At 64.8% G+C, this 18,657-nt stretch carries 17 protein-coding genes and 1 riboswitch; of the genes, 9 read left to right on the top strand and 8 right to left on the bottom strand.

The features are described 5' to 3' along the window. Window positions 1-16: 16 nt before the first annotated feature. From SGRAN_RS19665 to SGRAN_RS19675, 3 genes are all read left to right on the top strand, one after another. Window positions 17-436 (top strand): DUF3035 domain-containing protein, encoded by a 420-nt coding sequence (locus SGRAN_RS19665; protein WP_067111427.1) that lies wholly within the window; start codon window positions 17-19, stop codon window positions 434-436. A 71-nt stretch (window positions 437-507) separates the two neighbouring features. Then, window positions 508-726, top strand: coding sequence for a type II toxin-antitoxin system RelB family antitoxin (relB, locus tag SGRAN_RS19670; RefSeq protein WP_067111430.1), 219 nt, complete (start codon window positions 508-510; stop codon window positions 724-726). Then, window positions 710-979: a type II toxin-antitoxin system RelE family toxin gene (locus SGRAN_RS19675; protein WP_067111433.1), complete on the top strand. Its 270-nt coding sequence runs from the start codon at window positions 710-712 to the stop codon at window positions 977-979. Before relB ends, SGRAN_RS19675 begins: the two co-directional genes overlap by 17 nt. An 18-nt stretch (window positions 980-997) precedes the next feature. Here SGRAN_RS19675 and dxs read toward each other — a convergent pair whose 3' ends face one another. Together dxs and SGRAN_RS22405 are read right to left on the bottom strand one after the other, a co-directional pair. Next, window positions 998-2,926 (bottom strand): 1-deoxy-D-xylulose-5-phosphate synthase, encoded by a 1,929-nt coding sequence (gene dxs / locus SGRAN_RS19680; protein ID WP_067186352.1) that lies wholly within the window; start codon window positions 2,924-2,926, stop codon window positions 998-1,000. 60 nt (window positions 2,927-2,986) lie between these two features. Beyond that, complete coding sequence (locus SGRAN_RS22405) at window positions 2,987-3,235, bottom strand: hypothetical protein (protein WP_148650931.1); 249 nt, start codon at window positions 3,233-3,235, stop codon at window positions 2,987-2,989. A gap of 291 nt (window positions 3,236-3,526) precedes the next feature. Between SGRAN_RS22405 and SGRAN_RS21945 the strand changes: the two genes are divergently transcribed. From SGRAN_RS21945 to thiC, 3 genes are all read left to right on the top strand, one after another. Then, window positions 3,527-4,552 (top strand): MipA/OmpV family protein, encoded by a 1,026-nt coding sequence (locus tag SGRAN_RS21945; protein ID WP_067186356.1) that lies wholly within the window; start codon window positions 3,527-3,529, stop codon window positions 4,550-4,552. Window positions 4,553-5,198: 646 nt separating this feature from the next. Continuing rightward, entirely contained in the window at window positions 5,199-6,764 is a 1,566-nt protein-coding gene (locus tag SGRAN_RS19695) for a flavin-containing monooxygenase (RefSeq protein ID WP_067187191.1), read from the top strand. 44 nt (window positions 6,765-6,808) lie between these two features. Continuing rightward, window positions 6,809-6,920, top strand: a riboswitch (TPP riboswitch). A 40-nt stretch (window positions 6,921-6,960) separates the two neighbouring features. Then, window positions 6,961-8,853 (top strand): phosphomethylpyrimidine synthase ThiC, encoded by a 1,893-nt coding sequence (gene thiC, locus SGRAN_RS19700; RefSeq protein ID WP_067107320.1) that lies wholly within the window; start codon window positions 6,961-6,963, stop codon window positions 8,851-8,853. 40 nt (window positions 8,854-8,893) lie between these two features. Here the strand turns inward: thiC and SGRAN_RS19705 are convergent, their stop codons facing one another. Further along, on the bottom strand, window positions 8,894-10,576 hold the full coding sequence (locus SGRAN_RS19705) for an ATP-dependent nuclease (protein ID WP_082737372.1): 1,683 nt from the start codon (window positions 10,574-10,576) through the stop codon (window positions 8,894-8,896). Window positions 10,577-10,778: 202 nt separating this feature from the next. On the opposite strand from SGRAN_RS19705, the gene SGRAN_RS19710 reads away from it, so the two are divergent. Further along, complete coding sequence (locus tag SGRAN_RS19710; RefSeq protein WP_067186357.1) at window positions 10,779-11,291, top strand: 2'-5' RNA ligase family protein; 513 nt, start codon at window positions 10,779-10,781, stop codon at window positions 11,289-11,291. A 102-nt stretch (window positions 11,292-11,393) separates the two neighbouring features. On the opposite strand, the gene SGRAN_RS19715 is transcribed toward SGRAN_RS19710, so the two are convergent. Continuing rightward, window positions 11,394-12,281, bottom strand: a complete 888-nt coding sequence (locus tag SGRAN_RS19715) for an arylamine N-acetyltransferase family protein (protein ID WP_082737373.1) — start codon at window positions 12,279-12,281, stop codon at window positions 11,394-11,396. Between the two features lie 176 nt (window positions 12,282-12,457). Here SGRAN_RS19715 and SGRAN_RS19720 point away from each other — a divergent pair, with 176 nt between their 5' ends. Continuing rightward, entirely contained in the window at window positions 12,458-12,838 is a 381-nt protein-coding gene (locus SGRAN_RS19720; protein ID WP_067107313.1) for a glycine zipper 2TM domain-containing protein, read from the top strand. A gap of 218 nt (window positions 12,839-13,056) precedes the next feature. Beyond that, window positions 13,057-13,644: a hypothetical protein gene (locus tag SGRAN_RS19725; RefSeq protein ID WP_067107310.1), complete on the top strand. Its 588-nt coding sequence runs from the start codon at window positions 13,057-13,059 to the stop codon at window positions 13,642-13,644. A gap of 10 nt (window positions 13,645-13,654) precedes the next feature. Here SGRAN_RS19725 and SGRAN_RS19730 read toward each other — a convergent pair whose 3' ends face one another. The 4 genes from SGRAN_RS19730 to SGRAN_RS19745 form a co-directional block, all read right to left on the bottom strand. Further along, a complete protein-coding gene (locus SGRAN_RS19730) occupies window positions 13,655-14,086 on the bottom strand; it encodes an OsmC family protein (protein ID WP_067107307.1) in 432 nt (143 codons plus the stop codon). 12 nt (window positions 14,087-14,098) lie between these two features. Beyond that, complete coding sequence (locus tag SGRAN_RS19735; RefSeq protein ID WP_067107304.1) at window positions 14,099-14,353, bottom strand: DUF2061 domain-containing protein; 255 nt, start codon at window positions 14,351-14,353, stop codon at window positions 14,099-14,101. 106 nt (window positions 14,354-14,459) lie between these two features. After that, window positions 14,460-15,173 carry a uracil-DNA glycosylase gene (gene ung / locus SGRAN_RS19740; protein WP_067107301.1) on the bottom strand — a complete coding sequence of 238 codons (714 nt, stop codon included), beginning with the start codon at window positions 15,171-15,173 and terminating at the stop codon, window positions 14,460-14,462. A 113-nt stretch (window positions 15,174-15,286) separates the two neighbouring features. Further along, window positions 15,287-18,508 carry a TonB-dependent receptor domain-containing protein gene (locus tag SGRAN_RS19745; protein WP_067186359.1) on the bottom strand — a complete coding sequence of 1,074 codons (3,222 nt, stop codon included), beginning with the start codon at window positions 18,506-18,508 and terminating at the stop codon, window positions 15,287-15,289. Between the last annotated feature and the right edge of the window lie 149 nt (window positions 18,509-18,657).

An 18,657-nucleotide genomic window follows, 5' to 3' on the forward strand; every position in this document is an offset into this window, starting at 1 on the left:
CAGGAGAGTTTTTTACGTGAACCGGACCACCGTCATCCTCGCCGCCTCGCTTCTCGCGACGACGCTTTCGGCCTGCGGGTCGAACAGCCTGTTCAGCCGCGACCGGCCCGACGAATTCGCGGTGTCGCGCCAGGCGCCGCTCGTCGTGCCGCCCGATTTCGCGCTGACTCCGCCCGCGCCCGGCGCCGCGCGTCCCGGCAACGAAACCACCGCGGAACAGACGCTGCGTGCGCTGTTCGGCGGCGATTCGCCGCGCAGCGCGACCGAATCGGCGATCATCGGCAGCGCCGACGGCCCGCGCGCCGACGCCGGCATCCGCAGCCAGATCGGCAGCCCCGATACGCAGGTGGTCGACAAGGGCCTCGTCACCCGCGACATCATCGCCGCCCCCGAAGGCGACGGCCGCGACGCCAGCGCCGCCATTCCTGGGGCGTAGCCGCAGTCTTCACACCGTTGGATTGCAGAATTGGCAACTTTGCTATACATGTATAGCAAAGGAGCTTCGCCATGCTGGCCATCCGCCTCGACAAGGAATTGGAAGAACGGCTCGCCGCCGCCGCCAGGCGGTCGGGCCGGACCAAAACCGCCCTCGCGCGCAAGGCGATCGAGGAATATATCGAGGACCTCGAAGATATCGCGCTTCTCGAAGAAGCGTTGAATCAGCCCGACGCAGGCAAGACCGTTTCGATCGAACAGATGCGACGCGAGCTTGGCCTGGACGCTTGAGTTCGACGCGGCGGCTCGGCGGCAACTCCGCAAGCTGCCGCGCAGCGCCGGCGAGCGCATCCTTGTCGGGCTGGAGCAGGTCGCCGCACTCGAAAACCCGCGCCAGCGCGGCAAGGCGCTGGTCGGCGAACGCACCGGCTATTGGCGCTATCGCATCGGCGATTATCGCGTGATCGCAAAGATAGAGGACGGCCGAATGGTGATCCTCGTCGTGGCGATCGGCCATCGGCGCGAGATTTATCGACGCGCTTGAGATGGAAAGCGGGCCGGACTAAGCCCGCGCGCCCGCTTCCTCCACGCCCGCGCTGTTGTGGCGCAGCGCCTTCAGCACCGTATCGACGATCTGCGGCGCGTTGAGTCCCGCCGCGTCATATTGCGCGTGCGGCGCGTCCTGGTCCTGAAAGCTGTCGGGCAGCCGCATCGTGCGCAGCTTCAGGCCCGCGTCGATCAGCCCGGCGTCGCTCGCCAGCGTCAGCACATGCGCGCCCAGCCCGCCGATGCTGCCTTCCTCGATCGTCACGCAGACCTCGTGATTCGCCAGCGTGCGGCGGATCAACTCCTCGTCGAGCGGCTTGGCGAAGCGCAGGTCGATCACGCTGGTCGACAGCCCGCGCGCCTCCAGCGTGTCGGCGGCCTTCAGCGCCTCGGCGAGCCGGGTGCCGAGCGACAGGATCGCAACCGTCTTGCCGCTGCGCACGACGCGCCCCTTGCCGATCGCCAGCTTCTCCGGCACCGCGGGCAGCGGCACCCCGATGCCGTTGCCGCGCGGATAGCGGAAAGCGATCGGGCCGTCGTCATATTCGGCCGCCGTATAGGTCATGTGGACAAGTTCGGCCTCGTCGGCCGCCGCCATCACCACCATGTTGGGCAGCGTCGCCAGATAGGTGACGTCGAAGCTGCCCGCGTGCGTCGACCCGTCGGCGCCGACCAGACCGGCGCGGTCGATCGCGAAGCGCACCGGCAGGTTCTGGATCGCGACGTCGTGCACGACCTGGTCATAGGCGCGCTGGAGGAAGGTCGAATAGATCGCCGCGAACGGCCGCATCCCCTGCGCCGCCAGACCCGCCGCAAAGGTCACCGCATGCTGTTCGGCGATGCCGACGTCGAAGGCGCGGTCCGGGTGCGCGCGCGCGAATTTGTCGACCCCGGTGCCCGACGGCATCGCGGCGGTGATCGCGACGATGCGCGGATCGCTGTCGGCCAGCTTCGCCAGCGTCTCGCCGAACACATTCTGATAGGCGGGAGGCCCCGGCGGCGCCTTCGCCTGCTCGCCGGTGATGACGTCGAATTTCTGCACGCCGTGATATTTGTCGGCCGCCGCCTCGGCGGGGGCATAGCCCTTGCCCTTCTGCGTCACCGCGTGGATCAGCACCGGGCCATGGTCGCTGTCGCGGACATTCTCCAGCACCGGGATCAGATGCTCCAGATTATGCCCGTCGATCGGCCCGACATAGTAGAAGCCCAGTTCCTCGAACAGCGTCCCGCCCATCGCCAGCCCGCGCGCGAACTCGTCGGTCTTGCGCGCCGCCTTGTGCAGCGGCTGCGGCAGCCGGCGCGCGAAGCGCCGCGCGACCTCGCGCAGTTCCAGGAACGGCCGCGACGACACCAGCCGCGCCAGATAGGCCGACAGCCCGCCGACCGGCGGCGCGATCGACATGTCGTTGTCGTTGAGGATGACGATCAGCCGGTTGCCCGCCTGCTTGGCATTGTTCATCGCCTCATAGGCCATGCCCGCCGACATCGACCCGTCGCCGATCACCGCGATCGCGCGGCCGGGCTCGTCCTTCAGTTTGTTCGCGATCGCAAAGCCCAGCGCGGCGCTGATCGAGGTCGAGCTATGCGCGGCCCCGAACGGATCATATTCGCTCTCGCTGCGCTTGGTGAAGCCCGAAAGCCCGCCGCCCTGGCGCAGCGTACGGATGCGATCCCGGCGCCCGGTGACGATCTTGTGCGGATAGCATTGGTGCCCGACGTCCCACACGATCTTGTCGCGCGGCGTGTCGAACACATAGTGGAGCGCGACGGTCAGTTCGACGACGCCCAGCCCGCTGCCCAGATGCCCCCCGGTCGCGCCGACGGCGCTGATCGTCTCGGCGCGCAGTTCGTCGGCGAACTGGCGGAGTTGTTCGGGCTTCAGCTTGCGGAGGTCGGCGGGGACATCCACCGTGTCGAGCAGCGGCGTATGCGGACGGTCGGTCATTTGCCGCCTCATACCGCCAAGCACCGAAACTGTCGAACGAAAAGCCGGTCCCGCCCTCCTCTAAAGAGGCGGAGCCTTTTCGTCGCTCTCCGCGTCCGCGCCGCGCTTGACCGCGTCGATCTGCGCATAGAGGCCGCGCACCATCAGGTCGGTGAACACCAGCATCACGCCGACCATTCCGGCGAACAGCGCGACCGCGACGGCGGGAAACGGCCCGACCGCCTCCAGCCCCGCGCGCCGCATCGCCAGCGCGAGCAGCGCCGCCGCCGCCATCAGCGCATAGCCGGCAAGGCGCGGCGCCCGGCTCATGCCGCACCGGCGCCGCGGACGCGGCATGGAAAAGCGAAGGCGCGACGATCGGACATGCCGCCATGGTGGAACGAAAAGCCCACCATCGCAAGGCGAAGCCTTGGCAGCGGGCGGGGCGGCTTGCACCTGCTCTGGACTGCCGCGCGGCTTCGCCGCTCGCAAGGACGTCCGATGCACGCGGATGCGGGGATCGGCGGCCCGATTCCAGTCACCGCTACCCCATTGCATTGCGGCGTCAATGACTTACACATTGCGCCGAGAGGGGCACCACGACAGGAAGATAAACCGTCCATGGTCGCGCCCGCCCTTCGCTTGCTTTGCCTGCCGTTCCTCGCCCTCCTCGCCGCCGCGATCGGGACGACGTCGCCCGCCGCCGCGGACGAAGCCGCGCTGCCCTATGAGCTGCCGCCCGCCGACCGCAGCCTGAGCGGCGGGCGCGAACTCGGGCCCGCCGACCAACCCGCCCCCGCCCACTATGCGCAGGATCGCGGCGACATCGACGACTCGATCCTGCTGCCCGCCGCGCGCGACCGCGACGAGGACGACGATCGCCGATGGGCGCGCGACCATTTCGCTGTCGCCGCCGGAGTGATCAGCGTGCCGAGCTACAACGGCTCCGACGAGCGCGCCGTCCTGCCCGCCTTCTATCTGCGCGGGCGCGTCAGCGGCTTCGCCTTTTCGACCCGCGGCACCAATTTCCAGGTCGACCTGATCCGGCAGAAGCGCGGCCAGCGCACCGACTTCAAGTTCGGCCCGATCATCGGCCTGCGCAGCGACCGCACCGGCCGCATCAAGGACGCGCAGGTCGAGGCGCTCGGCGAACGCAAGCTGGCGGTCGAGGCGGGATTGGCGATGGGCGTCACCCGCCAGGGCGTCTTCACCAGCCGCTACGACCAGCTCGGCGTCCGCGTCGTCGGGCTCGCCGATGTTTCGGGACGGCACGGAAGCTGGTTCGTCTCGCCGACGATCGACTATGGCACCCCACTGTCGAAGCGCGCCTATGTCGGCGTCTCGGCGTCGTTGAACATCTATGGCAAGGGCTTCGGCCGCTATTATTACGACGTCGATCCGCTCGGCAGCGCCGCGAGCGGCCTGCCCGTCTACGACCGCGCCGGGCGCAAGGCGACCGCGGGCAAATATACGATCGGCCTCGCCGGCGCCTGGGCGCTGTCGGGCGATCTGCGGAAGGGATTCGTGCTGCTCGGCGGCGCGCAATACGGCCGCATGACCGGCCGTTTCGCCGCTTCGCCGATCGTCCGCGACGCCGGCAGCGCCGACCAGTGGGTCGGAGGCGTCGGCATCGCCTATCAATTCTAGGACGGATCGACATTCAGAAGATGGCGAGCCGGAGTCGAAGACGACCACAGGTCAAAATGGTGGGTTTTCGGGACCCGGAGCGCAGCGTGCTGACGGCACGTGAGCAGCGGAAGCGCGAAAAGCCGCCATTTGCAGGCCGCCAGAGCTGAATGTCGATCCGTCCTAGGGGAAAGACCCGACCCGAACCCGTTCGTGTCGAGCGAAGTCGAGACACCCATCAGTGTGGCGCCAGGCTGTGATGACTCTTTTCCGTCACCCTGAACTTGTTTGGCAATTATCCCCTTCCGACAGGTGAGCGTTCCCCGGCGAAAGCCGGGGTCCAGCTACGTGCGCCTGCCTCGCATGGACCCCGGCTTTCGCCGGGGATCACCAGCGTCCCTGTCTCAAGGGTATAAACACCAACTTGTTTCAGAGCCTGCCCCGGACCCGATCCGGGGGTCCATGGTCTGCCCTCCAATAAAAAGGCGACGCAAAAAGGAAGGCCCGGCCATGGATGCTGAAACGAGTTCAGCATGACGAAGGAACGGGTCAGCCTACGGAAGGCTGAACCTCACCCCGGCTTTGACCTCGATCAATGCAGAGACGTGACTCGCACGACAGATTAGGGCATAAACCCTAGCCAGATAATATGGGAGCGGAACAGACCATGACGACAGCGATCGGGGCGGCGTCGGCCGCCGCCACCTCCACCCCCGGCACGGCCGCCGAACCGACTCACGTCGACGTGCTGATCGTCGGCGCGGGCATTTCGGGCATCGGATCGGCCTGGCACCTGCAACAGCAATGCCCGGGCAAAAGCTACGCGATCCTCGAGATGAAGGAGACGTTCGGCGGCACGTGGGAGACGCATAAATATCCCGGCGTGCGGTCCGATTCGGACCTTTACACCTTCGGCTACCGCTTCAAGCCGTGGGTCGGCGCGCCGATCGCCAGCGGTGCCGAGATCCTCAAATATCTGGGCGAGGTGATCGAGGAAAACGGCATCGGCGATCATATCCGCTACGGCCACCGCATCACCGCCTGCCGCTGGTCGAGCGACGAGAATCGCTGGACGGTCGAGGCGGTGCGCAAGGCGGACGGCGTCGCCGTCACATTCACCGCCGATTTCCTGTGGATGTGCCAGGGATATTACGACCATGAAAAGCCCTATGTTCCCGACTGGCCGGGCCTGTCGGACTATAAGGGCCGGTTCGTCCACGCCCAGCTGTGGGACCCGGACACCGATTATGCGGGCAAGCGCATCCTCGTCATCGGGTCGGGCGCGACCGCCGCGACCGTCGTTCCCGCCTTCGCCGAAAAGGCCGCGCATGTGACGATGCTCCAGCGCTCGCCGACCTATTTCTTCTGTTCCGAGAACAAGAACGAGCTCGCCGACCGGCTGCGCGAGGTCGGGATCGACGAACCGACGATCCACCGCGTCGTGCGCGCGCAGATCATGTACGATCAGGACCAGCTCACCCGCCGCGCCCAGACCGAACCCGATGCCGTGTTCGAGGATCTGAAAGAGCTGATCCGCCTTTTTTCGGGCAACCCGGACTTCCAGTTCGAACCGCACTTCACCCCGCGCTATCGCGTATGGCAGCAGCGGCTGGCCTTCTGCCCCGAAGGTGACATCTTCCGCGCGGCGACCGAGGGCAAGCTGACCGTCGTCACCGACACCATCGACCGCTTCACCGAAACGGGCGTCCGCACGTCGGACGGAACCGAGATCAAGGCCGACATCATCGTCGCCGCGACCGGCTTCAACCTGTCGGTGATGGGCGGCATTCCCTTCAGCGTCGACGGGCGGACGGTCGATTGGGGGGAGACCGTGACCTATCGCGGCATGATGATGACGGGGGTGCCCAATCTGGCGTGGGTGATGGGCTATTTCCGCGCGAGCTGGACGCTGCGCGTCGACATGATGGGCGACTTCGTCTGCAACCTGCTGGGTCACATGGATGACATCGGCGCAAAGAAGGTCGAGGTCGCGCTGCGTCCCGAGGATCAGGGCATGGACATCCTGCCGTGGATCGAGGAGGATAATTTCAACCCCGGCTATCTGATGCGCGGCCTGTCGGAAATGCCGAAGCGCGGCGACAAATCCGAATGGCGCCACAACCAGGATTATTGGGCCGAAAAGGACGCCTTCCCGCACATCGACCTGACGGACCCCGCCTTCGTCTACGACGGCCAGCGGGCGACGAAGCGCGAGGCGGTGGCGGCGGAGTAACCCGGAACCGCCGATGGACAGCGCGCGACCGCGCGGCTAAGGTGGCGGCATCCCCGGGGAGCCTGGCGCGCAAACGCAGGTTGAGAGCGGAATAGACCGCGACCCGTCGAACCTGATCCCGGTAACTCGGGCGGAGGGAGGGTTGGCGTTCCGCGCGGAATCCCAGGCCTTGCTCCGTAGCAATGGAGCGACTGCCATGGCCGACATCGATTCCCGCCTCGACAAGACGACCGCCGCCAGCATCGGCGTCACCACCGGCCCGATCCGCGGCAGCCGCAAGGTCCATGTCGCGTGTCCCACCGGCAGCGGCATCCGGGTCGCGATGCGCGAGATCGACCTCGACCCGCACAGCGGCGAACCCAGCGTCCGCGTCTACGACACCAGCGGCCCCTACACCGACCCGAACGCCCGCATCGACATCGCACAGGGCCTTCCCGAACTGCGCAGCGCCTGGATTCGCGCCCGCGGCGACGTCGAGGAGGTGGCGCAGCGCGAGGTGCGGCCGGAGGACAACGGCCAGCTCGGCCCCGACCGCAGCGGCGGCGTCCCCGCCTTCCCCAACGTCCGCAAGACCGTGCTGCGCGCCAGGCCGGGCGCGAACGTCAGCCAGATGCACTATGCCCGCCGCGGTATCGTCACGCCCGAGATGGAATATGTCGCGACGCGGGAGAATCTCGGTCGCGAGCGACTCGCCGAATATGTCCGCGACGGGCAGGACTGGGGCGCCAGCATCCCCGATTATGTCACGCCCGAATTCGTCCGCGAAGAGGTCGCGCGCGGCCGCGCGATCATCCCCAGCAACATCAACCACCCCGAAAGCGAGCCGATGGCGATCGGCCGCAACTTCCTCGTCAAGATCAACGCCAATATCGGCAACAGCGCGGTCGCGAGCGACGTCGCGACCGAGGTCGACAAGATGGTCTGGTCGATCCGCTGGGGCGCCGACACCGTCATGGACCTGTCGACGGGGCGCAACATCCACGACACGCGCGAATGGATCATCCGCAACTCGCCCGTCCCGATCGGCACCGTCCCCATCTATCAGGCGCTGGAGAAGGTCGGCGGCATCGCCGAGGAGCTGACGTGGGAGATTTTCCGCGACACGCTGATCGAGCAGGCCGAGCAGGGCGTCGACTATTTCACCATCCACGCGGGCGTCCGCCTGCCCTACGTCCCGCTCGCCGCGAAGCGCGTCACCGGCATCGTCAGCCGCGGCGGCAGCATCATGGCGAAATGGTGCCTCGCGCATCACAGGGAAAGCTTCCTCTACGACCATTTCGACGAGATCACCGAGATCATGAAGGCCTATGACATCGCCTACAGCCTCGGCGACGGCCTGCGCCCCGGCAGCATCGCCGACGCGAACGACGAGGCGCAGTTCGCCGAGCTTTACACGCTGGGCGAACTGACCAAGCGCGCGTGGGACCAGGATGTGCAGGTGATGATCGAGGGCCCGGGCCACGTCCCGATGCACAAGATCAAGGAGAATATGGACAAGCAGCTAGAGGCGTGCGGCGAGGCGCCCTTCTACACGCTCGGGCCGCTGACCACCGACATCGCGCCGGGCTACGACCATATCACCAGCGGCATCGGCGCCGCGATGATCGGCTGGTACGGCACCGCGATGCTCTGTTACGTCACGCCCAAGGAGCATCTCGGCCTGCCCGACCGCGACGATGTGAAGGTCGGCGTCGTCACCTACAAGCTCGCCGCCCACGCCGCCGACCTCGCCAAGGGCCACCCCGCCGCCAAGGTCCGCGACGACGCGCTGTCGAAGGCGCGCTTCGAATTCCGCTGGCGCGACCAGTTCAACCTGAGCCTCGACCCCGACACGGCCGAGCAATACCACGACCAGACCCTCCCGGCCGAGGGCGCCAAGACCGCCCATTTCTGCAGCATGTGCGGGCCGAAATTCTGCTCGATGAAGATCAGCCAGGAAGTGCGCGAATTCGCAAAGCTGCAAAATCAGGACAGCGCGGGTTTCCTTGCGGCGGAGGAAGCCGAAAAGGGCATGGCGCAGATGAGCGAAGTCTATGAAGAAACGGGGCGCGAACTGTATATGGGCGCGGGCGGCCGCGAGCATGATTAAGGCATCTCCAGACCCAATCACATGCTCTCTAACTTCTCGGTTAATCAGGCATTTCGAAATCTTCGATTTCCTGCACTCTGAGAGCCGCGCTCGGCGCTACCAAGCTTCGGAAATTGTGTCCAAGCTCTCGAAGACGGCCTTCGATTTGTGGAAGTAAAATTTTACCAAGAGAGTAGTGGAAGCTGACCCTATCACCAATAATATTGTCAATATTCGCCCTGCCTTGAAAGTTCCTTAGAATTTTGAACTTCAAATCCTCTCTCTTTCTCGTCATTTTTGAAGATAGCTTCGCTTGATTTTCGTCAATAACCCCTTCAACTATCGCAAAAGCCTCGTCTTCATCGATTTCGCAGATTTCCGCGACATGATCCGGTCCACAGAAAAAGTGCTCAATATCTGTAAGTGTAGATATGAACATCTTGCACCTGTCGGGAAGTACATTTTCATACCTCTTAAGCGCCCAAATTCTCTCATCTGGAGTCATTCCATCTCCATCTCTGTAAATGAAAACCTTTGACTCCTCGTTCATGCTTAAAAAATACTCCACAACTATCTTAGTTGCCTCAAGGTTATCTACTCCGTTAAACGAAACAAACTTACACTTCTCCATATCCCAACCGTTAGACTGAAGCAGGATTTCAAGTTTTTTCGTCTTTTCGTCTTCGGCAAATACAAGGACCTTGGGTTCATCGTTTCTTAGCTCCTCAAATCGATCAAGAGCACCGAGTTCCAAAAGAAGCCCCACGTCAGCGTCCAAATCTTCGACCAAACTTCCATCGCTTAGCCAATAAACGGAGCCTAACGGGTTGTTTTTTATGGAGTCAAATACGTGACGGGAATGGCTAGCGAGAATGATTTGCGTCCCCGCGGTTTCAGATAACGAAAACAAAAGCTCTACGAGTAGCTTCTGATTGCCGGGATGAAGATGAGCATCGGGCTCGTCTAACAGTAGTAATTTTGGCTCATAGAGAATCACGTAAGCAGCAAGCTGCAAAGCCTGCAAACAGCCGGTTCCAGCCATTTCTAGCGGCGTCCAAGTACCCCCCAACCTAACCTTAGAAGAGATGAATTGATTCACATTTTCGTCGAATTTCGTTTCGACCGCAAAATTCGGGAATATGTTTCTCATTAAAGTACGAAGCGCCTGCATTTGAAGCGGCTCTTTTTCCAGTCTGTGCAGTACGTTTCGAAGAAAAAGATTCGCATCCCCTTGCGCAATGCCAGTTTGGACGATCGAGTTTGCTCTCCGCTCCTCGGCCAACGGAATTCCAGCAAGCCCCGGAACGTATACGGAGAACGGCGCCCTGACGTCAGATGCAGCGCGAAAAAATGGGGAGCCCTTAGGAAAATTTAGCGATACGTTTGCGTTTTTTCCTCGATAAAGAGATAAACGAAAATCTTGAAGGTCTCCGTCTTCGTCGAAATACTCAAAGTCAAACTTGGGACCATAGTCCTGCGTCATTGGAAACCAATGATTTATTTCCATAATTTCTTGAGTTGGTAAAAAAGTAAATTGATTTACCCCTAAAGTACTGGCAGGCATATTGGCGCTCTTACCGTGCATTTTTGCAGATCTAAGAGCACTAATAGTGAAATGTATTCCTTGGATAAATGAAGATTTTCCTGCATTATTTCCTCCAACCAAGAGATTCATGTCGTCTAGATCGAGCGTGACATCTTCTATATTTTTAAAGGAACGAATTCTTATTTTGCTTATCTTCATTGCGCCTTGCCTCCCCTACAGCTATCGAGAATGATCGTTTCTTTTCGCATTTTCAAGGCCAACAGAATGCGTCTTAACCTACTCTCATGTGCAAAAGACGGCACAGCGCAGAGGAGCGAATAGACAGACCATTTGTCCTGAAAGCTGTAATAACTCGCGCCGGCAATGCCCTTACGCCCCACACCATGCTACACTCCCACCCATGCGCGCCCGGAACCCCCTCTACGTCATGGCGAAGCCGCCGCCGGAGGTGCAGGCGCAGATCGCCGCGTTGCCGCGCAACGATCCTTCGCGCGGCCCCCACCTTCTCCATGTCACGCTCATCTCGCTCTACGACCTGCATTATGCGCCGCCCGACTGGCTGCCCGCGACCGTCGCCGCGCTGGACAGCTTCGTCGCACCGCCCTTCCCGCTCCGCTTCGACCGGATCGAGAACCGCAAGGCGGTGACGCTGCGGACGCGCGATCCGCTGGCCGGGGCGCGGGCGTTCCAGAAGGCGCTGGTCAACCATATGCTGGCCGCGAAGGCGCCGATCATGGACGGCACCACGCCCGAACCGCACGTCACGATCAACTATCGCGGCGACCGGCTGGGCGCGCAGACGATCGCGCCGATCGGCTGGACGGTCGACGAGATCATCCTGACCGAAAGCATCGTCGGCAAGACCACCCATGTCGAACGCGGCCGCTGGCCGCTCCGCTCCGACGCGGGCTGACGCGCGGCGGTTCGGCGGAGGCGCAGGCCTTGCCCGCACCATTGTCGTCGCGGGCCAGTCGCGGGGCCCGCTTTCCTTCGTTCGCCGGCGCGGGCCGGACCCCTACCCCTCGACCTCCGCGGTCGCGGCGCGCTCGATCGCCGCACGCCAGTGCGGCCGCACCGCCAGGCCGAACAGTTCGACGAGCGCGGCTTCGATCGCATCGGCGGTCAGATAGCGCCGCTCGCTCGACCCGTCGGCGTGGCGGATCGTCAGCCGGTTGTCGCGCAGCGCATAGCGCGCGCGGGCGGTGGTGCGCGCGGCGATCAGCTGGTGGCGGAAATGCGAATCGGGGTGGGTCGATGTGTACCAGTTGGCGACCTCGTAATCGATCGCGGGCGCGGGCGCGTCGTCGATGTCGTAGAGCGGCGCCCAGTCGTCGCCGATCGCGATCGACACCTCCCATATACCGCTGCCCGCGTCGCCGCGCGCGACGCGATAGCTTTCGTGCGCGGTCGGCTGCGGCGCCGCGCCGTCCATCGCCAGCGGCGCGGGCGGCACCGCCGACCCGAAACCGACATCGGCCAGCCAGGCGCGCCCGTCGACGCGGACGCGCACCACCATATGGCTGCGCGGCGCGGGCGGCGCGGCCGGGTCGCGCAGCCAGCGCACGCGGCCGAGCAGGCCCTCGGCCTCGAAGCCGATCGCGCGCAGCACGCGCAGGAACAGGCCGTTTTGCTCGAAGCAATAGCCGCCGCGCCCGCCTTCGATCAGCTTCGCGGCCACCGCTTCGGCGCCGATGTCGACATTGCCCTCGACCAGCGCGTCGATCGCTTCGAACGGAATCGCCGCGATATGCGCGGCGTGCAGCGCGCGCAGCACCGCCAGCGTCGGCTCGGCCGGCCCGTCGTAGTCGATGCGGGCGAAATAGCGCGGCAACAGGTCGCCGCCCGGCGCCGGGCGCGCGGCGGCGGGACCGTCGGAGGCTTCGAATGTCGGGCGGTACAGCATGGCAGATCTCCGTCTCGCGAATCGTCTGCCCCCCTGATGCAAGCTCAACCGCGCTTGAGGTCAAGCGATAAGGGCGCGGGGCGAAAAACGGCCGCCGCCGGAACTTCGGGCCGCTCCCGCGTGTCTATCAGGCAGAAAGTCCGCCGTCCCGCGGCCCACCTGCAAAGGAATGTCCCATGAACAAGCTTCTGCTCGCCCCGCTCGTCGCCGCGACCGCGCTCGCCGGCGGCTGCGCCTCGACCGGCTATGGCTATGACGACGGACCGCGCCGCGGCGGCGGCTGGTATGCCGACGACCATTATCGCGACGGCGATTACCGCGAGCGCCGCCTCGGCAAGGGCGACCGCATCTATCGCGGGCGCGACGGGCGCTATTATTGCAAGCGCTCCGACGGCACGACCGGGCTGATCATCGGCGGCATCGCCGGCGGCGCGCTGGGCAACGTCATCGCGCCGGGCGATTCGAAGACGCTCGGCACCGTGCTCGGCGCGATCGGCGGCGCGGTCGCGGGCCGTGCGATCGACAAGGGCGGCAACGACGACGTGCGCTGCCGCTAGGACGGATCGACATTCAGCTCTGGCGGCCTGCAAATGGCGGCTTTGCGAGCTTCCGGTGCTCACGTGCCATCAGCACGCTGCGCTCCGGGTCTCGCAAATCCACCATTTCGGCTCGCCATCCTCTGAATGTCGATCCGTCCTAGGGCGCTGCGGCCGGCGGAAAAGAGTATCGGCGGCGGCCGGGCCGTGGCATGATCGCCCGCGAAAGGGGACCTGCCATGACGCTAATCCGCCGCCTGCCAGTCTTTCCCGCGCTCGCCGGAGCCGCCTTGCTCGCGCTCGCCGCCTGCGGCTCGGGCGACGATGCCGCTCCACCGCCCCCCATCGATGCGCAAGGCGTTGACGCGCAGGCCGCTGCCGATCAGCCGGCGGCGCCGTCGGAAGCTGCGGCAGTGCCCGCGCCGACCGACGCGGCGCCTGCCGCGAAAGCCGGCGACGCGAAGAACCTCGCCGCCTATGTCGGCAAATATCCGTTCGACAAGGTCGATGGCGTCGCGTGGGACGATCATCCCGCGGTCAAGGCGGGGCTCGCCGCGACGGTGAAGGACGCGAAGGTGCTGAAGGCCATCCAGACGCTGGAAGGTCCGGCGGCGCCGATCGAGATGCACGACGGCAAGGTCATGGCCTGGGCGTGCCAGCAACATAATTGCGGACCGCACCAATGGGCGGTGCTGGTCGATCCCGCGACCGGCGCGACCGACGTCTGCTATTATGACGAAGCGGCGTCGGCGAGCGATGCGCGCTGGTTCCTCGCCGGCGGCAAGGAGGAAAGGCGCAAGGGCAACTGCCAGTTCGGCGCCGGCTGAACCGCGGCGCTCACCCGCCTTCGAGGCTGTGGTCGAGTGTGATCTCGCAGTTCAGCAGTTTCGAAATCGGGCAATTGGCCTTGGCATCGGCCGCGATCGCGGCAAAGGCGTCGGCGTCGATCCCGGGCACCTTCGCGGTCAGGGTCAGCGCCGATTTCGTCACCGCGAAGCCATCGCCGTCCTTGCCCAGCGTGACGTCGGCGCGCGTGTCGAGCTGGCCGTCGCTATGGCCGGCGCGCGCCAGCGCAAAGGACAGCGCCATGGTGAAGCAGGCGGCATGCGCCGCGGCGATCAGTTCCTCGGGGTTGGTGCCCGGCCCGTCCTCGAAGCGCGAGGCGAAACCGTAGGGCGCGCCATCGAGCGTGCCGCGCTTGGTCCAGATATGGCCCTTGCCGTCCTTGCCCAGCCCTTCGTAGCGGGCGCTTGCGCTGTTCACCGTCATGCTTCTTCTCCTTCATCGACACAGCAGTGCAACGGCGCCGGGGCAGCCGGGGTTCCCGCGCAGTCGGGCGGGCACGGCGATTCGCATCGCATCGGCGCGGCGCCACGCCTTTTCATGGAAGAAGAAGGCGACGGCGTTGATGCACGGCTCGATCAGTGCGATTCCGCCCGCCACCCGGACCGATCCCGTCAGCGCATAGGCAACGCCGAAGCCGATCGCTAGGTGCAGCGACAAATAGGTCAGCGTCTTCATCAGGTCGGTCGGCATCGGCGCGTCTCCAGCGGGGCAAGGGCATGGGGTAGACCCGATGCACGGCGCCGCGCCAACGCACGCTTTCGCTCACTCTGATCGATTCGTCCGCGCGATGCGGCGGTCAGCCGGCGGCGACCTCCGCCGTCTCGGGCAGGCGCCAGTCGATAGTGCCGCGGCCGTGCTCCGCCAGAAAGGCGTTCGCCTGGCTGAACGGCCGCGATCCGAAAAAGCCGTTCGACGCCGACAGCGGCGACGGGTGCGGCGCGCGCAGGATCAGATGCGGCGTGCCCGGTCCCAGCCCCGGCACGTTCGCGGCCTTGCGCTGCGCATGGCTGCCCCACAGGATGAAGACCTTGGGTGCGGGGTCGGCGGCGACCGCGGCGACCGCGGCGTCGGTGAAACGCTCCCACCCCTTGCCCTGGTGCGAGGCGGCCTGCCCCGCCTCGACGGTCAGGCAATTGTTGAGCAGCAGCACACCCTGTTCGGCCCAGTGTTTCAGATAGCCGTGGCGCGCCGGCGGGATGCCGAGGTCGCTCTGCATCTCCTTGTAGATGTTGACGAGGCTCGGCGGCACGCGGACCCCCGGCTGGACCGAGAAGCACAGGCCATGCGCCTGCCCGGGGCCGTGATAGGGGTCCTGCCCCAGGATGACGACGCGCACGTCCTGCGGCGGCGTCGCGTCAAGCGCCGCGAACCAGTCGCGCGGCCTTGGATAGACGCGCTTTCCCTTCGCCCGCTGGTCGGCGAGGAACTGCTTGAGCGCGCCCATATAGGGCTGATCGAACTCGCCGCCGATCCGTGCGAGCCAGTCGGGATGAAGCTTGACGTCCGCCATGCGCGCCGTTCGACCAGAGCCGGCGCCGCTTGTCCAGCATGCTTCGCCCGCCGCGGGCATAAAAAGGGCGGCGGGATCGCTCCCGCCGCCCGATGCTTCCGTGGCGGCGCGTGTCAGAAGCGGCCGCTGGCGCGCAGGAACACCCGGCGGCCGAGATAATCATATTGCGAACCGAACACCGGCGCCTGGCCGAGGGCCGAAACGCTGGTGTAGATCGTCGACGCCCGCGGCGGGGCGGTGTCGAAGATGTTCGCCACGCCGACCGTGATCTCGAAACGGTCGGCGACATCGCGCGTCACCGACATCGAATGATAGAAGGTCGGCGCCAGCCGCGTGTCGGGGCAGAAGGTGCCGCCGGGGCGGAAGATCGAGGTACGGCATGCGCTGCCCTGCTCGTCGAGCAGGTCCTGCTGGTTCGATGTGCCGCCGATCACGTCGAGACCGTAGAAGAGCGTCCACGGCCCCTTTTCCCACGCGAGGTTGAAATCGCCGACCCATTTCGGATCGCCGGCCTCGCCATTGTCGTCGATCACGAAGCCGTCGAACAGCGCGACCTTGTCCTCGATCTGCCACGTCATCTGCGCACGGAACGCCAGCGAGCCGAGGTTGCCGAGGTCCTGGTCGAGCAGCAGCGTCACGTCGATGCCGCGGTTGCGCTGGCGGTTGATGTTCACATAGGTGTCGCGCACATCGGTGATATTATGCTCCTCGGGGCCCGACGGCGCGCGCGTGATCAGGTCGCAGAGCGGATCGTCGAGCCCGAACTCGGAATTGTAGCAGCCGCTGATGATGCTCGCGGCGCCAAGCGTCGTGATCTCGTCCTTCACCTTGATGTCGAAATAATCGACCGCGAGGCTGGTCTTGAGGCCGCTCCACAGCACGCCCGACAGGTCGGGCGTCAGGACGACGCTCGCCGTCTTGGCGGTCGAGGTTTCGGGCTTGAGCTGCCCGATGCCACCGCCCGACACCACGGTCGCCGATCCCGTCGCGCCGGTGAAATTGGCTGGAACGCCCGCCGCGATGCAATTGTCGTAGACTCGCTGGCTCATCGTACCCGCGGCAAGCTTGGTCGCGGCGTTGAGGCAGATGTCGATATCCTGCTGATCGCGGAAGCCCGTCTGGTTCTCGAGGAACAGTTCGAACAGCGCGGGCGCGCGGAACGAGGTGCCCCAGGTGCCGCGGAAGCGCAGCCAGTCGGTGACCTCCCAGTCGAGCCCGGCTTTCCACGTCGCGTCGCTGAAGCTGTCCTTCACCCCGTCGCGGCGCGTGGCGTCGACGCTGGTATAGCGGCCGGCGCCCGACAGCGTCAGGCGCTGGATCAACGGCGTGTCGTGGATCAGCGGAATCTGGAGTTCGCCGAAGACTTCCTTGCTGACCGTCTTGCCGGCGGTGATCCCCGACGAGGTGCGCAGCGCGGCATTGCCCGCCAGCGTCACCTCGCCCGGCGTATCGTTGATCTTGTCCTGCCGGATTTGCGCGCCGAATGCCGCGCCGACCTTGCCCGCGGGCAGTTCGAACAGGTCGCCGGCGACGGTGGCTTCGGCCGATGTCTGGGTGAACAGCGTGCGGCCGGTTTCCTTGCCGAACAGGAAGGCGCGTTCCTGCGGCGTGAAATCGCCGTTCAGGACCCTGGGATCGGTGAAGTCGATGTCGATGCACGGCACGCCGCGGATCGCCGTCGTCAGCCCGACGCACGACCGGGTGCGAAAGGTCTGCGAATCGAGCGAATCCTGATAGACGACATCCTGCGTATATTTGGCGTCCGACCGGCTGTACTGGCCGTAGACGTCCCAGTTCCAGCCCGATAGCAAGCCGCCGAAGTCACCGCGCAGACCCAGCACGCCGCGATAATAGTCGACGTCGGTGCTGAAGTCCGATTTGGTCAGAACCAGCGGGCGGAGCAGGAAAGCCCCGGTAAATTCGGTGTTGAAAGGATCGCCGAGGTCGCCGGGCGTGCAGTTATACACCGACGGGTCGCAGAACAGCAGGGTGATGGGAACCGGCAGGGCCCCGGTTCGGGTCGAATCGCCCGTGAACTGGAACACACTGACCTGCTGAAAACTGTTGTTGTAGGACTTGCGGTTGTTGAACAGCAGTTCGGTGTAGATTTCGACATTATCGGTCAGTTCGTAGGACGCGTCGAGATAACCGGTGAGACGCGTGACCTTCGAGAACACGTCCGACATCTGCTCGAGCGGCAGATACTGATTCGTCGCGCCGGTCGACGGACCGTCGAAGTTCAGCCCAAAGAAATCGGTCGGGGCGGATATACCGAACGCCCCGTAATCGTTGAACGAAATGCCGACCTGGCCGAATTGCGATCCATATTGGCCGATGAACAGTTGCTGGCCGTTGGGGGCCAGCAGCGTCGGCTGGAACCCCACAAGGTCGCCGTCGTCGTTGACGATCGGATCGCCGCTGAAATCATTGTTGGTCAGGATCAGGTTGCCGATGATGCCGTTGCACGCCGGCTTGCCGGTGCGGAAATCGACGATGTCGGCGCGCGTTCCGTCCTCGCGCGTCAGATATTCCTCCTGACAGCCCAGGAACTTGCGGTCGTTCCGGCGCAGATTCTGCTGCTGGTAATAATCGACCGTCGCCAGCACATGGCCGCGGTCGAAGCGCTTGCCCCAGGTGACGTTGAAATCATAGGTTTCGCCGCCGCCGTGCACCGGAACCGAGGTGAAGCCGCCGACCTCGAAGCCGTCGGTGTCGGTCTTGGTCAGGATGTTGACGACGCCCGCGACCGCGTCGGAGCCGTAGATGGAGGAGGCGCCGGTCTTCAGCACCTCGACCTGCTTGACGACCGACAGCGGCAGCACGTTGAGGTCGAACGACGACACCGCACCGCGGACGCCCGCCGGGCCGGCGCGGCGACCGTTGAGCAACACCAGCGTGCGCTCGGCACCGAGACCGCGCAGCGAGACGGTCTGCGCGTCGGCACCGCCGTTGGTGACGAAGCTGTTCGAAATCGCCGAGGTGATCTGGATCGAGCCCGCCGCGACCGGCGACGACTGGAGGATGTCGGCAAGCTGGTTCTGGCCCTGCTTCTGCCCCAGGTCGGGGTTGATGATCTGGATCGGGTCGGGACTGTTGAATTCGCTCTTGCGGATGCGCGAGCCCGTGACGATGATGGCCCCGTCGTCGCTGCTGACGCTGTCCGGCCTCGCGACGGTCGTGTTGACGCGCTCGGCGCAGGCATCGCGCTCGGCCTGCGTGTCATAGGCCGAGCAATCCTCCGCCTGCTGCGCCTGTGCCGGCGCGGCCGACATGGTGATCGCGATCAGCGATGCCGTTGCGGTCAGGATCGCCGACGTCCTTGTTCCAATTTTCATACTGCATCCCCGGTTGTCTGAATCGCATGCGCGATCCCGTGTTTTGCCCCACGACTTCGGTATAAATGCCTAACGCGAATTGACTATCCGTTTCGCCGGAAAAAAAGTGGCAGCTGTGGCAGAAATGCGACACCTGCTTCCCATCGCCC

The sequence above is a fragment of the Sphingopyxis granuli genome, assembly GCF_001559015.1.
GTDB classification, from domain to species: Bacteria; Pseudomonadota; Alphaproteobacteria; order Sphingomonadales; family Sphingomonadaceae; genus Sphingopyxis; species Sphingopyxis granuli.

Coding starts and splice junctions, on each gene's coding strand:
- relB (WP_067111430.1), top strand. CDS start 508: ATGCTGGCCATCCGCCTCGACAAGGAATTGGAAGAACGGCTCGCCGCC.
- dxs (WP_067186352.1), bottom strand. CDS start 2,926: ATGACCGACCGTCCGCATACGCCGCTGCTCGACACGGTGGATGTCCCC.
- SGRAN_RS22405 (WP_148650931.1), bottom strand. CDS start 3,235: ATGAGCCGGGCGCCGCGCCTTGCCGGCTATGCGCTGATGGCGGCGGCG.
- SGRAN_RS21945 (WP_067186356.1), top strand. CDS start 3,527: ATGGTCGCGCCCGCCCTTCGCTTGCTTTGCCTGCCGTTCCTCGCCCTC.
- SGRAN_RS19695 (WP_067187191.1), top strand. CDS start 5,199: ATGACGACAGCGATCGGGGCGGCGTCGGCCGCCGCCACCTCCACCCCC.
- thiC (WP_067107320.1), top strand. CDS start 6,961: ATGGCCGACATCGATTCCCGCCTCGACAAGACGACCGCCGCCAGCATC.
- SGRAN_RS19705 (WP_082737372.1), bottom strand. CDS start 10,576: ATGAAGATAAGCAAAATAAGAATTCGTTCCTTTAAAAATATAGAAGAT.
- SGRAN_RS19710 (WP_067186357.1), top strand. CDS start 10,779: ATGCGCGCCCGGAACCCCCTCTACGTCATGGCGAAGCCGCCGCCGGAG.
- SGRAN_RS19715 (WP_082737373.1), bottom strand. CDS start 12,281: ATGCTGTACCGCCCGACATTCGAAGCCTCCGACGGTCCCGCCGCCGCG.
- SGRAN_RS19720 (WP_067107313.1), top strand. CDS start 12,458: ATGAACAAGCTTCTGCTCGCCCCGCTCGTCGCCGCGACCGCGCTCGCC.
- SGRAN_RS19725 (WP_067107310.1), top strand. CDS start 13,057: ATGACGCTAATCCGCCGCCTGCCAGTCTTTCCCGCGCTCGCCGGAGCC.
- SGRAN_RS19730 (WP_067107307.1), bottom strand. CDS start 14,086: ATGACGGTGAACAGCGCAAGCGCCCGCTACGAAGGGCTGGGCAAGGAC.
- SGRAN_RS19735 (WP_067107304.1), bottom strand. CDS start 14,353: ATGCCGACCGACCTGATGAAGACGCTGACCTATTTGTCGCTGCACCTA.
- ung (WP_067107301.1), bottom strand. CDS start 15,173: ATGGCGGACGTCAAGCTTCATCCCGACTGGCTCGCACGGATCGGCGGC.
- SGRAN_RS19745 (WP_067186359.1), bottom strand. CDS start 18,508: ATGAAAATTGGAACAAGGACGTCGGCGATCCTGACCGCAACGGCATCG.